Source organism: Bacillus sp. TH13 (genome assembly GCF_016651175.1).
GTDB classification, from domain to species: Bacteria; Bacillota; Bacilli; order Bacillales; family Bacillaceae_G; genus Bacillus_A; species Bacillus_A thuringiensis_S.
Window position 1 is genome coordinate 242,840 of sequence record NZ_JAEKEJ010000020.1, and the last position, 13,159, is coordinate 255,998.

The following is a 13,159-nucleotide window of genomic DNA, read 5'->3' on the forward strand; positions in this document are numbered from 1 at the left end:
ATAGGAGGGTAATATTAACATTAATTTTAAAACATACTTTTTCAATTATATTACATATTACTTTTATTTTTCTAGTATTAACGTTCGAAGGTTCTTTTTATATTAGTGAACAACTAATACACCCATAGAAGATAACAACTTGATATAAACACCTTATTATGGAATAATTAGAAATAGTTTGAATGTATAAACCTAATTATAAAACGATAGCCTATATATTCCCAATGTCATAAAGCTGAACAAGTAGGAGGACTTTCGTAATGATTGAAATTTTAAGAACAGTATTAAACTTTCTAATTTCTCTATTCTCAGGAGAATTACCAATTGTATATTATGTATGGATTATTAGCCTATTCCTAATTCAAATAACCCAATCTACTCTAAACTATAAACTCTTTAACAAGAAAGACAATTTCAGCACTTATATATCAGAAGGATTACTCGCTTTTATTATTTTATTGTTTGGAGGAATATTAGTATCTAAGTTACTTGCTTACATAATAGACGACCCTACTATTAGTATGACGAATTTAACACATTATTTTGTTTCTCTTATCATATTAACTATATTTGTCGTAATAACCTGTGTTAAAGACTTTATAGAAACATCTATAAAGAATAAAAATATATCTCTTTTAGCTTTTTAGTAATTTCCTTAATAACAAGTATACTTTCATTCAAGTTTTTATCACCTTTAATTGACAGTTCTTTTTCTCTTTCTAAATCTTTTATAAGCACTTTAATCATTCTAGTAACTGTATCCATTCCTCTATTAATCTCTTTAGAGGAAAAATATGCAGATGAAAAGGAAACGGAAAATTTATAGCTTCTCATTTACACAAAAGAAAGAGGGAGCTCCCCTCTTTCTTTTATATCGTCCTATCTTACAAGACTAAATCATTCCTTTTAATATCAATCCTAAAACTGACATTACTATCGCACTAATAATAATTCGCAAAATCCAAGTTGTGTTTGTACTTATTTTTTCTAATTGCTTATTGATTGTTGCTATGTCTTTCTCATTAATAGTGGTACGCGTTTCTAAATTTCGAATGTCTCTCATAATTTCTTTTTGCTCCGCCTTGAGACTGTCAATTTTAGCGTAAACATCTTCCATTTATTCACACCCTCTGTTCATCTTAATAGAAAAATCTATATATATTATGAGACAACCCTCTTACCTGTGAATACATTCCGTATATCCGCGTACCAAATTATTTGTACAATCTAATTGAATTACTCACATGTTTCCATTCTTCTATTTATAAATTAGCGCTGAGATACATTAAAATTAGAAAAGGTATCCCTTGTTTATTTAACAACAAACAAGGTGCAATCCAACATTCGGGAGCACCTACGATAATTTCTATTGTTTTCATATTTACAACTCAATATAATCAGTATGATTTTCTGAAGAATCCACTTTTTGAACTGCTTAAAGTATACTAATATGAATACGAAATAGCTGTATTGATAAACTCTCTAGAACAATAAATATACTGGCTGAAACGGATCTAAATCCGATATTTTTTCCAATAACATTAATGGTTATTTCTAATAAATACGTTTGTATATCATTGTTTTCAAAAATTTCATCCTCAACCTTTACAATATCTGCTTCACAATCTACTTCTTTAAAAGTTTTCAATAATTTTGTTTCCAATAAACTACAATCAAAGTTCTCATCTTTTATTACGGCAAATTTAACCTTCATATCGATTTCCCCATTTTTAAAAAACTAAAATCATTAAATCAATATAAATATATATTATTCTATTAAATAATTCAAAATATACGCTTCTTATATACATTATTAAAAATCAGTTCTAAAGAATTAAATGCAAAAAGAAATCTAGTATTAGGCGTTCCACTGATCTTTGGTATAATTCGTCTCTTAATTATCTCGCTCATTGCGCTTTTTTATTTCCCTCCCTATTTCAACTGAACTTTGTGTAATAATGCATATTTCAAATACATTATTTCCTTTCACTCATACTTTTATCATCGAATTTTTATTCACAAATTCGTAACACATATATATGAGTTATTATGCTAAAATTAGTTTATTCACAAGAAGAAGTTATTCTTAATAAATCAATAATTTTTAATACCCTGTTTAAAGCCTTGCCCCCTGCAAGGCTTTTTCCTATTTAACTAGCATAGTATTTTTCGTTATGCATCTCTCCCCTTTCTTCTTTACCCTACAAATAATACTGAATGTTTATTTTAATTTTTCAGCATCTGCACTCGCTCTTTTCGAGAGCTCTTTACCAAATATTCAATCTAATGATAAAATTGACCAAATTAATATTTTCGTCCATCACTGTATCAAAAAGTACAATAAAGTAAAACTTTAATCAGTGGGGGTTTTGTTCATCCCTCACTGATTATCAGCCCTCACCAATCGGGCTTTTACGATTAAGTAAACGCGGGCTTTTTCTTCTATCTACTTACTATTTAAGATTGATAGTTTAATAACAAGATTTAAAAATTCGACTTAAATTCATTGATGAATGGAGAGGTTTATATGAAATTAAAAGACAAAGTAGCAATCATAACTGGTGGTGCAAGTGGAATTGGCGAATCTACTGTTCGTCTTTTTATCGAAGAAGGTGCAAAAGTAGTTATTGCTGACTTTTCTGAACGTGGAAAAGAACTATCAGATGAATTGAATGCACATGGATATAATACGTTATTTATTAAAACTGATGTAACAAAAGAGGCAGATATTAAACAGCTAATTCATGAGACAGTAAGTACATACGGTAAATTAGATATTATGTATGCCAATGCCGGCGTTGCTGATGATGCACCGGCAAACGAATTATCCTATGAAAAGTGGAAAAAAACTATTGATATTAATTTGTCTGGGGTATTCCTTTCTGATAAATATTCGATTGAACAATTCCTTAAACAAGGTACAGGTGGTGTCATCGTTAACGCTGGTTCGATTCATAGTTTTGTTTCATTACCTACCCCAACAGCATACTCCTCTGCAAAAGGTGGTGTGAAACTATTAACTCAAAATTTATGTACTGCCTACGCTAAATATGGAATACGTATTAATGCGGTGTGCCCCGGTTATATTGACACCCCTTTACTTGGTAGTGTTAATCCTCAACAGAAAGAATATTTAGCTTCACTTCATCCACAAGGCAGACTTGGAACACCAGAAGAAGTCGCTAAAGCTGTCTTATTTTTAGCAAGTGATGATGCTAGTTTTGTTAACGGTACAACACTTCTTGTTGATGGAGGCTATACTGCACGTTAATTTAAAAATTTTGAAGCACCCTAAGAAATATATAGTCGTCAACAAGAAAAAGCGCCATCACAAGTGACGGCGCTTTTTCTATGTAAGAGCAACTAGAAGATATCCTTCTAGCCTACTCCCATTTATAAGTCCAAAATTGTTCAAGTTGCAGCCATTTTAATGTTGCTGCATCTTTATTTTTTATTTTTGCATGCGTGTCTTCAAGCATTGCTTCTGTTTGTGAACGGTGGGCACCTAGTGCAGTTAATTTATGATCAAATACTTCACTAATGTTATTTACAACATCCGGTTCTCCTAATACTGCCTCACGATTTTTCGTAATCGCAACAGCATGAATAACTGGGCGCTCTTCTTTTGGCATACGTGATACAGCGCGAACGACAGCGCGGCCAAATGCATTATGATCTGGATGTACACCGTGCTCTGGATAAAATGTAATAATTCGAGATGGATTTACTTCTTGAATTATTGCTTCAATTTTGTCAGCAACAAAATCAACATCTTCAAACTCTAACGTTTTATCATGGAAGCCAAGCATTCTTAAATCTTTAATGCCCATCGCTTCACAAGCATCTTTCAATTCTTTCTCACGGATATTTGGAATCGTTTCACGGTTAGCGAATACATTCTTACCCATGTTACGTCCCATTTGTCCTAGAGTACCACATGCATATGTTACAGGTACTCCTTGATCTGTTAATAAGCGAATTGTTCCTCCCGCAGCATATGCTTCATCATCTGGATGCGGAAATACAACAAGTACATGTCTCTCCATAAGTTTCCCTCCTTCTTACTTAAATGGCGTTAAGCTTAACTCAAGTGCAACTGCTAGACGACCTAAATTATCATGTCCACCTAGTAATAAACGCTCTTGATTGTCTACTTCCCAGTGCGTAATACCTTCAGCATATACCCAACCATGCTCCATTTTCAGACCAACGCGGTATGGGTTCGTTCCAGTTATCTTCCCGCGTTCAAAGCGAATAATTGCATTTCGAATGAAAGCACCAACTGTCATCATCTTTTCATTTATGTGTGATGCATACGCTCCGTTTGTCGTTTCTAAATGAATATATACATCTTTATTTACAAAACGTTCAATTTCATTTTGAATAAGAGAACTATCTTTTACTATTTCCATCGGAATTCACCTCTTTAAACCATTTTACGCAAAAATAATGTAAATTGCTATCTCTATATTAGAGGACAACGCTCACTTTTCCTAATAATTTGCACTGTGTTTTTTATATTTTTTATATGATATGTAAAAAATACATTTTTTCCTTCACTTCGTTAAATAGTTTTCTTTCTTTTTTGAATTTGCTACAATATATTTTATCCCGCATTATTGCAGCGAGATACATTTCTACAATTGAATACATACTTTAAAGAAGGTGACATGATTGGAACAATCAGCACATGAAGTTGCAAATTGGCAATATTATTTTGCAATTGCCGTATTTTTAATCACGTACGGATTTATTATTTCTGAGAAATTGAATCGTGCTGTAATCGCACTATTCGGTGCTGCTATTATGATTATTTTTGGAGTTGTAGATTTACATACTGCTTTCACATCACATATTCAATGGGAAACGATTACCCTTTTAATTGGGATGATGATTCTCGTACATATTACGAGTCAATCAGGCGTCTTTGAATTTGTGGCCATTAAAGCGGCAAAAGCAGCTGGCGGAAAACCGATTCGCATTTTATTATTACTATCCCTATTAACCGCTGTCGGATCAGCATTTTTGGACAACGTAACAACCGTTTTATTAATCGTTCCTGTTACATTATCCATTACACGTATTTTAAAAGTAAATCCTGTGCCTTATTTGATTTCAGAAGTACTATTTTCAAATATAGGCGGAACAGCAACATTAATCGGTGATCCACCTAATATTATGATTGGATCAGCAAACAAACATTTAGACTTTAACGCCTTTTTACTTAACTTAGCTCCAATCGTAATTATTATTTCTATTGTGACACTTGGCATTATTTACTTCATGTATCGTAACAAACTAAAAACAACACCTGAACAAATCGAAAAACTAATGGCATTAAACGAAAAAGATTACATTAAAGATCAAAGCCTCCTTTTAAAATCCATTTCGATTTTAGGACTAACTATTTTAGGCTTCGTACTTCATTCGATTATTCATGTAGACGCTGCTGTTATCGCGATGACAGGCGCTACACTTCTTATGTTAATCGGCGTGAAAGAACATGATATTGAAGATGTATTTGCCCACGTTGAATGGGTAACCATTTTCTTCTTCGCCGGACTATTCGTTCTCGTTGGCGGGTTAATTGATATCGGACTTATCTCTTCACTTGCAAAAGAAGTAATCGACGTAACAAACGGTGACATCGGATTCGCAGCTATACTTATTTTATGGGTATCTGGCATCGCATCTGCGACAATCGACAACATCCCATTTGTCGCAACGATGATCCCGCTTATTCAAGACTTAGCTACAGGACTCGGACTATCTGTCGACTCTCCGCAAATCGAAGTACTATGGTGGGCGTTATCACTTGGAGCTTGCTTAGGAGGAAATGGAACGCTAATCGGAGCATCTGCAAACGTAGTCGTTGCTGGTATTGCAAAACGTGAAGGACATGGATTCTCGTATATGGACTTCTTAAAAATTGGTTTACCGTTAACTATTGTTGCACTCTTGTTATCACATGCTTATATATATTTACGTTATTTAATGTAAAAGTTGTATTGCATGAAATTATATCGTCAAATAAAAAAGGTTTGCAGCATCGTGCTGCAAACCTTTTTTCATCACCAAAATATACCGATAATTGCTAAACCACCTAAAATCATACCACCAATTTGTCCGACAATTGTTGGTGATAATTGAACACCTTTTCTCACTTCAACAACTGGTCTTTCGTGCCTTAGTTGCTGCACTTCACTTTGAAGTTGGTGCACACTTCCGTGTAACTCTTTAATTAGTTCTTTTAATTCGGCGACCTCTTCATTTACTGGTTTTGCTTTTTCTAAGTTCATCTCACATGACTCCTTATAAGTTCAATCAATACACTGTAAATTTTCGCCAATTACCATTATATCTCCTGCATACTACATATATAATTTTGAATGTACTTTCTAACCTTGCAGCTCTATCCATTCATCCCGCAATATCCCCATAATCATACGGTCAAAACACTTCCCATCTCTTTGAACCGCTTCTCTCATACAGCCTTCCATCTGAAAACCCATCTTTTTATACAATGCAATGGCAAATTTATTATACGAAATAACATCAAGACCGATGCGGTGTAAATTCAATTCATAGAAAGCATACTTTAGAATAAGATGTATTGCTTCTTTCCCATATCCCTTTCCTCTATCATTCGCATCTCCTATACCAATGGCTAATAAACCTGTTCCGTTATTCCACTCTATACCATGAATCGCCACAAAACCAATTAAGCGATCTTCTTGAACTGTCCTTACCATGAAAGAAACACTATTCGATCTCCGTCCTTTTAATAGCCCATCACTTGCTATTTCATTTAAAGATTGCGGGAATGCTACATCTGTATCTACATTTCTTAAATACTCACTATCCTCTTGCCACATAGCCATTACTTTAGCATCAGCTTCTCTAATAGCTGATAATTTAATCGTTTTATTTCGAAAAAGATTCATTGTCATTTCAAACTCCCCTTTTTTAATAGCGGGGATACTTATTTTAGCCTATTTATCCCCTTGTTCCATAAACTGCTTTATAAACGGGACACTTACAATAAGCGCTGACATTGGCACATCTCCTCTACATTAAATTAAATTCATTGTATAATTTTTCATTTATTCTAACAATAAAAAAGATCCTCAAAATTCAGAGGATCTTCCTAACGACGAATCGATATTATTTCGTAAACATTTTCTCCGCTTCATCCATTGCCATTTTGTTACCTAAAGCAGAATAGTCAAGCCATGGTTGGTCATTAATAATATATACGTGCTTACCTTTAACAGCTTTTAAATCTTTCCAAATTGGTGTTTCTTGTAGTTGTTTAAATGCAGCTTTCGCTTTATCATCTCTGTTAACGACAACGAAAATAGCATCTGCATCAAAGTCAGGTAATACTTCTTGTGAAATGACTTCGAAAGGACGGTTTCCATCAATTTTCTCTACACCATTTGCAGGTTGTAATCCTAAGTCTTGGAATAAAATTGGTCCCATCGGTCTTTTCGTACTAAATACTCGTAATTCTTTTGCAGTAACGCGAATTGCCATTACTTTTTCGTTATTACCTAACTCTTTATCTATTAAACTTTTTACTCGTTTTGATTGCTCTTCGTAATCTTGAATATATTTATCCGCTTCTTTCTCACGGTTTACAAGTTTACCAACTTGTTTTAAATGATCTCTCCACGTACCTTCATCTAAATTGAAAGAATGTGTTTTTGCAATTTTCTCGTATTTCGCTACATCTTTGCCAGCATATTTTTCATCAACATAAATGTCCGTTGGCTTTAATTGAAGTAACGCTTCCATATTCGGATCTGTTACAACACCAAGCTTCTTCGTATCTTTCAACTTCTCTTTAGCATGCGGTAAGAAATCTTTTAAATCTCCACCAATAACAGAACCTACTGGTGTAATTCCTAATGCAAGTAAATTATTCGTTAAATGAATAGACATTGAAGCAATTTTTGGGTCATTACTTTTTTCCTTTTTTTTCGTTGCCTCTTCATTAGCTTTCGTTTGACCGCATGCTGCTAATACTAAAATACACATCACGCTAAATAAAATAGTAAGTTTCTTTTTCATATGTTCTCCTCTTTGAAGTATTTATTTTGTTTTTGTAAGTAAATAAAGAAAATACGGTGCTCCTAAAGCTGCCACTACTACACCAGCCGGAATAGAATTTGGTTCAAATATAGAACGACCTATCGTATCTGCTAGTACTAAAATAATCATTCCGATAATGCCAGCTAAAGGAAGAAAGTGTTGATATGTAGTACCTACTAACTTCCTTGCGATATGCGGAGCAACTAAACCGATAAAACCAATCCCCCCTGCCATCGATACACTTGCGCAAGATAATCCAACCGCTGTAGCTAAAAGTAATAACCGTTCTTTTTGAACAGAAACACCAAGTCCTGCTGCTACACTATCACCTAGTGACAATGCATTTAACGTTTTAGATTTTAGCCACGCATAAGGGGTTAGTATGAAAATCCAAGGTAATAATGCAAGGACATGAATCCAATCCCTTCCCCACACGTTACCAACTAGCCATCTAGAAGCAAATGTATAAGTCTCATCATTTAACTTGAGAGAGAAAAATAACGAAATTGCACTAAAACCAGCTGAAACTGCAATACCAACGAGAATAAGTCTAATGGGAAGTAAACCTTTTGACCGATCACTCGCAAGTAAAATAATAAGAAATGCAGCTAATACTCCTCCGCCAAATGTAAATAACGGTATTAAAATGGATGCACTTTCATTAATAGAATGAAAGAATGTAACGAATATAATTAGCCCGAAAGATGCACCTGAATGCAGTCCAAGAATACCAGGGTCTGCAAGTGCATTACGTGATAATCCTTGCAAAATCGCACCGGAAATCCCAAGGCCAATACCGGCTAACATTGTGATTATAATTCTTGGCATACGATAATCATATAGCACGGTTGCACTCTCAAAATCACCATAACCAAAAAGTGTTTCAATTACTTTAAGTGGCGCTATACTCAGTGTCCCTGTATTTAAACTAATTAAAATTACAGCGATACTTATACATCCGAAGATTGTAGTTACAGCAATAGCTCTCTTTTTATCCGTGTTAAAAAGATCCTTCACTTATAACTCCCTCCCAACTTTACGTGCTATATAGAGAAAGAACGGAACTCCAACAAGAGCTACCATAATCCCTATCGCAAGTTCCTTAGGAGGATTTACTGTTCTTGCCCCTAAATCAGCTACAACTAATAACATAGCTCCTAATAATGCTGACATAGGAATAATGAGTCTATAATTAACACCAACTAATTTTCTAGCAATGTGCGGGATAACTAGTCCTACAAATCCAATAGAACCAACAGTCGAAACAGAAACACCTGCCAGAATAACTACTATAATCATCCCTAGTATTCTCGTTCGGTTCGTTTTCACTCCTAAATTTGTAGCAACATCATCCCCCATTGATATGAGTGAAATAGATCGCCCTAACACTATTGCAAAAACAATCGTTATAAGAATAATAGGAACTAAAAATTTCAATTGTTCCCACTTAACGCCTGCAACACCACCAGCGTACCAAAACGCTAAATCTTGGCTTAAATCATAATAAATCGCAACACCTGAACTTAATGAATGTAAAAGCGCTGCCATAACCGCTCCAGCAATCGTTAACCTCATTGGTGTTAATCCGCCTGATGTTGCTGATCCAATAACAAAAATAAGTACTGTACTTAAGACAGCTCCAATAAAGGAAACAATCATTAAATAGGAATACGGCATATGCGGAAAAAAAGCAAAACTAAGTGCTACTACAAACATCGCACCTGCATTTATTCCGAGTACACCTGCATCAGCTAAAGGATTTCGTGTTACTCCTTGCATAACAGCACCAGCAACTGCAAAAGCTGCTCCTACAACTGCTGCTCCAATCACTCTCGGGAGCCTTAATTCATAAATAATTTGATGCTGCGTTAATTTCGGATTGTAATCCAAAACCGCTGCCCACACCGTTTGTAAATGAATATCCTTTGCACCAAATGAAATGGCTAAAAATATAGATCCAATTAAACATAAAATTGTTAAGCTCATGAAACATATGAACTTAATATGTATCCAGCGGTTACTACCAGCATGTACAGTAGACTTATGTAACATGTTTCATTTCATCCTTTATATTCAGTTGTTTTTTATAATTATTTTTTATTTGTAATTATTATTGATAATAATTATCATTTTCATTTAGATATTATATCCCCACTTTTTTTAAATAGCAAACTATTTTTTTACTTTGCTACAATATTAAAATACTCATTACAATTCCCTTCTAAAACTTACAAATACATGCAAAATAGACTACTGGATTATTTTTAAAATTGTAGTATACTTATTAATTATTTTGATTTTTCCAACAAAAACATCGAAGGTGACACAATGTTCTATATAAAACAACTACTACATTTCACTTACGAGCAAGCATTATCTTGCTTATTCCCAGTCGTTATTTTCTTAACACTAGCCCTTTCAAAAATTGTTTCAATCCCAGGGTTATATCGTTATGATTTCATACTCATCGTATGCCTTCTTATGCAGTGGATTATGTACAAGACTGGACTTGAGACAAAAGACGAATTAAAAGTAATTACTGTCTTTCACCTCATCGGACTCTTTCTAGAAATATATAAAGTTCATTTCGGTTCATGGAGTTATCCTGAAGAGGCATATTCAAAGATTTTTGGGGTCCCGCTTTACAGCGGTTTTATGTATGCTAGTGTCGCAAGTTACATTTGCCAAGCGTGGAGAAGGTTGCATTTACAAATGCATCATTGGCCGAAAGCTATTTTTGCCGTGCCGTTAGGAGCTATGATTTACTTCAATTTTTTCACACACCACTTTACATACGACTTTAGATGGCTATTAACTTTACTACTATTCATTGTTTTCTCTCGCACATTTGTACAATTTTCATTACAAGGCGTTACATATAAAATGCCACTCGTTCTCTCCTTTTTCCTTATCGGTTTCTTCATTTGGATTGCAGAGAATATCGCAACATTTTTCGGAGCATGGCAATATCCAAATCAACGGGAAGCATGGAATCTCGTTCACTTAAGCAAAATTAGTTCATGGTTTTTACTCGTTGTTATTAGCATTATGATTGTTACGCAACTCAAACATTTAAAGGAATCAAAAAGATAATGCTGATTATGTAAAAACAGTTAGCCCATCACTCATTAGAGAGTGATGGGCTTTTTTTAAAAATATTTTTTAAACCGTCCTAATCAAAGGAGTTATAATTTACAAGAGCATAAGCAGTTGCACATTATGAACCACTACTAGCAGAAGATGTTGCTGCAGATGAAGCGGCAATGGTTGCCATCATGGCTGCCTGTTGTGCTTGTATGAGGACTTCTATCATTGTTTGTAAACCTGTGTTGGTAGCTTTACTTTCCTCACCTTTCTGACTTACGAACAGTTGAATAGCAATAAGAATATTTGTATCTGTATGCCAACGGAATAATTTATCCCCCTGCAATTTTTCGATAAATGCTCGAATAGAATGAATCTCTTTTTCTCCGTCCTCGAGTAACGCTAGTAGCCCGATAGCTGGGTAATGCATCTGTTTTACTTTTACCTTTTCTTGCTTTAACAAATTCCATATATTTGTGCATTTTGCAACTAATAGATCTTCCCTGACATCCTTCTTTAGTGAGAGAATATGACTTAAAAATTGAAGATCATTCCCTTTACGCAAGCCAGCTGTCGCTAGTTTCTGATAAAGGCGTTCCACTCGGTCCATAAGTGTTTCTACATCCTCTGATTGTCCTGCTAATAAAACCGCGAGCGGATAATCATTTGTACTTGTAAGAAAGAGGTGATTCTTTTTCATGCGTTTATATACTTGCATCGAACGCTGAATGTGCGCGCCATGCTGTTCATCTTCTTCTGTTAAAAGCACAGCTGCTGCGAGATAAGTAAATATACTTCGGCTAAAGCCACCAGTGACCAATTTTTCATATAAATCTAAAAACTTCCTAAAAGCTTTCTTGTAATCTGTAAAGTGAATATCTAATGTTGCGGCCACTACAAAACGATGATAAGACTTTAAGTATGAAAACATCCCTACCTGATTCTTAATATAACTACTAATTTCTAAAAAACGTCCGAGATCAAACAATTTATCACTACCTGCATACATAGCAGCAATCATCATTCCTGTTCGAGAATCACTCGTTTTCCATTTTAGTTCTCCCTTTAACTGTCCATATGTATGTGTATATTGTTCCAACTTCTGTTCTAATGTAATCATAGTATTCACCCCTATTTCTAGTTCTTCTCTATTATTATACGTATATTCCATATTTAGGAATACTATAATTAATAATTACACCATAAAAATTATAAAATTCTCTTATCTCTATATATTGTTTTTTATCTTTCTTCATCAGCATCACGATGATAATCCCTAATCCTTCAAGAAGTTATACAAAAAAGGTAGATAATAATTTATCTACCTTTTTTGTATATATTATTTAACATTACATCTGTATTGCTTGTTATATGCAATTAAGACTAAAGAGCTTTAATAATGCGTTCCATCGCTTTCATTTGACCAATATGATCTGCTTCATGATAAAGCATCATACCGTATAGCTCTCCTACTGTTTCCAATCCTAGGAATGGCTCTGGCAGTTTATTTTCAAATGCTTCTGCTGGAATTTCGTTAATACGTTTTGCTTGTTCTTTTAATTGAGCCGTTAACACTTCTAACGATGGTCCTTCTGTTTTCCATTTAGATGGTCGTGATCCATACCCAAACATACCTGGATATTCAGTTGGTAATTGTTTAAATTCTTTTCCAAACATGAAAACTTCTGCTGCTGTTAACACGTGACCGATATGCCAACGAATTGTATTGTTAAAACCCTCTGGCTGCGTATCCGCAGTTTTATCATCTAACGTTTCCATAAATTTAAGTAACGCCCCGCGCGTTATTTCAAATTGTTTTAAACCCACTAGTCTATTCATTTTATCGTTCCCCTTCTTGATGTACAATTTATTATGAACTAATAATGTTCAACTTATTAAAGTTTCACCTTGTTTAATCTATCAGAAACAAATAAGAAATACATCTAATATGCTTATTAAGAATAATAAAAAGGTTCACTCC

Annotated in this window: 14 protein-coding genes and 1 pseudogene; 4 read left to right on the forward strand and 11 right to left on the reverse strand. The window is 34.2% G+C overall.

Annotation, left to right across the window (positions count from 1 at the left end):
* Window positions 1-260 precede the first annotated feature (260 nt).
* Window positions 261-826 (forward strand): annotated as a pseudogene (locus JFU02_RS06000) (DUF5823 family protein).
* A 66-nt stretch (window positions 827-892) separates the two neighbouring features.
* On the opposite strand, the gene JFU02_RS06005 reads toward JFU02_RS06000, so the two are convergent.
* Together JFU02_RS06005 and JFU02_RS06010 are read right to left on the reverse strand one after the other, a co-directional pair.
* Window positions 893-1,117, reverse strand: a complete 225-nt coding sequence (locus JFU02_RS06005; RefSeq protein ID WP_000390463.1) for a hemolysin XhlA family protein — start codon at window positions 1,115-1,117, stop codon at window positions 893-895.
* 318 nt (window positions 1,118-1,435) lie between these two features.
* Complete coding sequence (locus tag JFU02_RS06010) at window positions 1,436-1,714, reverse strand: hypothetical protein (RefSeq protein WP_000865004.1); 279 nt, start codon at window positions 1,712-1,714, stop codon at window positions 1,436-1,438.
* Window positions 1,715-2,527: 813 nt separating this feature from the next.
* On the opposite strand from JFU02_RS06010, the gene JFU02_RS06015 reads away from it, so the two are divergent.
* Window positions 2,528-3,271: an SDR family NAD(P)-dependent oxidoreductase gene (locus JFU02_RS06015; RefSeq protein WP_098223677.1), complete on the forward strand. Its 744-nt coding sequence runs from the start codon at window positions 2,528-2,530 to the stop codon at window positions 3,269-3,271.
* A gap of 112 nt (window positions 3,272-3,383) precedes the next feature.
* Here the strand turns inward: JFU02_RS06015 and bshB2 are convergent, their stop codons facing one another.
* Window positions 3,384-4,046 carry a bacillithiol biosynthesis deacetylase BshB2 gene (gene bshB2 / locus JFU02_RS06020; protein ID WP_000439487.1) on the reverse strand — a complete coding sequence of 221 codons (663 nt, stop codon included), beginning with the start codon at window positions 4,044-4,046 and terminating at the stop codon, window positions 3,384-3,386.
* Window positions 4,047-4,061: 15 nt separating this feature from the next.
* The gene (locus JFU02_RS06025) at window positions 4,062-4,412 is read right to left on the reverse strand and encodes a YojF family protein (RefSeq protein WP_000407047.1); all 351 of its coding nucleotides are present in this window, start codon (window positions 4,410-4,412) and stop codon (window positions 4,062-4,064) included.
* A 262-nt stretch (window positions 4,413-4,674) separates the two neighbouring features.
* Between JFU02_RS06025 and JFU02_RS06030 the strand changes: the two genes are divergently transcribed.
* Window positions 4,675-6,000, forward strand: a complete 1,326-nt coding sequence (locus JFU02_RS06030) for an ArsB/NhaD family transporter (protein ID WP_000437984.1) — start codon at window positions 4,675-4,677, stop codon at window positions 5,998-6,000.
* Window positions 6,001-6,071: 71 nt separating this feature from the next.
* On the opposite strand, the gene JFU02_RS06035 is transcribed toward JFU02_RS06030, so the two are convergent.
* The 5 genes from JFU02_RS06035 to JFU02_RS06055 all read right to left on the reverse strand — a co-directional run bounded on the left by JFU02_RS06035 (window position 6,072) and on the right by JFU02_RS06055 (window position 10,146).
* The gene (locus tag JFU02_RS06035) at window positions 6,072-6,299 is read right to left on the reverse strand and encodes a coiled-coil domain-containing protein (protein ID WP_001047304.1); all 228 of its coding nucleotides are present in this window, start codon (window positions 6,297-6,299) and stop codon (window positions 6,072-6,074) included.
* 99 nt (window positions 6,300-6,398) lie between these two features.
* Window positions 6,399-6,950 carry a GNAT family N-acetyltransferase gene (locus tag JFU02_RS06040; protein WP_098536012.1) on the reverse strand — a complete coding sequence of 184 codons (552 nt, stop codon included), beginning with the start codon at window positions 6,948-6,950 and terminating at the stop codon, window positions 6,399-6,401.
* Between the two features lie 214 nt (window positions 6,951-7,164).
* A complete protein-coding gene (locus tag JFU02_RS06045; protein ID WP_061666705.1) occupies window positions 7,165-8,073 on the reverse strand; it encodes an iron-hydroxamate ABC transporter substrate-binding protein in 909 nt (302 codons plus the stop codon).
* A gap of 21 nt (window positions 8,074-8,094) precedes the next feature.
* Window positions 8,095-9,111: a FecCD family ABC transporter permease gene (locus JFU02_RS06050; protein WP_000653810.1), complete on the reverse strand. Its 1,017-nt coding sequence runs from the start codon at window positions 9,109-9,111 to the stop codon at window positions 8,095-8,097.
* Window positions 9,112-10,146 carry a FecCD family ABC transporter permease gene (locus JFU02_RS06055; RefSeq protein WP_000902737.1) on the reverse strand — a complete coding sequence of 345 codons (1,035 nt, stop codon included), beginning with the start codon at window positions 10,144-10,146 and terminating at the stop codon, window positions 9,112-9,114. It abuts the gene before it with no gap.
* 276 nt (window positions 10,147-10,422) lie between these two features.
* Here JFU02_RS06055 and JFU02_RS06060 point away from each other — a divergent pair, with 276 nt between their 5' ends.
* Entirely contained in the window at window positions 10,423-11,187 is a 765-nt protein-coding gene (locus JFU02_RS06060; protein WP_000499389.1) for a DUF817 domain-containing protein, read from the forward strand.
* 124 nt (window positions 11,188-11,311) lie between these two features.
* On the opposite strand, the gene JFU02_RS06065 is transcribed toward JFU02_RS06060, so the two are convergent.
* Together JFU02_RS06065 and JFU02_RS06070 are read right to left on the reverse strand one after the other, a co-directional pair.
* The gene (locus JFU02_RS06065; protein ID WP_142327759.1) at window positions 11,312-12,349 is read right to left on the reverse strand and encodes a DUF4003 domain-containing protein; all 1,038 of its coding nucleotides are present in this window, start codon (window positions 12,347-12,349) and stop codon (window positions 11,312-11,314) included.
* Between the two features lie 212 nt (window positions 12,350-12,561).
* Window positions 12,562-13,017 carry a DinB family protein gene (locus JFU02_RS06070; RefSeq protein ID WP_001081119.1) on the reverse strand — a complete coding sequence of 152 codons (456 nt, stop codon included), beginning with the start codon at window positions 13,015-13,017 and terminating at the stop codon, window positions 12,562-12,564.
* Window positions 13,018-13,159 lie beyond the last annotated feature (142 nt).

What these genes read in the sequence shown, in the direction of transcription:
- JFU02_RS06005 (WP_000390463.1), bottom strand. Translation starts at nt 1,117, where the DNA reads ATGGAAGATGTTTACGCTAAAATTGACAGTCTCAAGGCGGAGCAAAAA.
- JFU02_RS06010 (WP_000865004.1), bottom strand. Translation starts at nt 1,714, where the DNA reads ATGAAGGTTAAATTTGCCGTAATAAAAGATGAGAACTTTGATTGTAGT.
- JFU02_RS06015 (WP_098223677.1), top strand. Translation starts at nt 2,528, where the DNA reads ATGAAATTAAAAGACAAAGTAGCAATCATAACTGGTGGTGCAAGTGGA.
- bshB2 (WP_000439487.1), bottom strand. Translation starts at nt 4,046, where the DNA reads ATGGAGAGACATGTACTTGTTGTATTTCCGCATCCAGATGATGAAGCA.
- JFU02_RS06025 (WP_000407047.1), bottom strand. Translation starts at nt 4,412, where the DNA reads ATGGAAATAGTAAAAGATAGTTCTCTTATTCAAAATGAAATTGAACGT.
- JFU02_RS06035 (WP_001047304.1), bottom strand. Translation starts at nt 6,299, where the DNA reads ATGAACTTAGAAAAAGCAAAACCAGTAAATGAAGAGGTCGCCGAATTA.
- JFU02_RS06040 (WP_098536012.1), bottom strand. Translation starts at nt 6,950, where the DNA reads ATGACAATGAATCTTTTTCGAAATAAAACGATTAAATTATCAGCTATT.
- JFU02_RS06045 (WP_061666705.1), bottom strand. Translation starts at nt 8,073, where the DNA reads ATGAAAAAGAAACTTACTATTTTATTTAGCGTGATGTGTATTTTAGTA.
- JFU02_RS06055 (WP_000902737.1), bottom strand. Translation starts at nt 10,146, where the DNA reads ATGTTACATAAGTCTACTGTACATGCTGGTAGTAACCGCTGGATACAT.
- JFU02_RS06060 (WP_000499389.1), top strand. Translation starts at nt 10,423, where the DNA reads ATGTTCTATATAAAACAACTACTACATTTCACTTACGAGCAAGCATTA.
- JFU02_RS06065 (WP_142327759.1), bottom strand. Translation starts at nt 12,349, where the DNA reads ATGGAATATACGTATAATAATAGAGAAGAACTAGAAATAGGGGTGAAT.
- JFU02_RS06070 (WP_001081119.1), bottom strand. Translation starts at nt 13,017, where the DNA reads ATGAATAGACTAGTGGGTTTAAAACAATTTGAAATAACGCGCGGGGCG.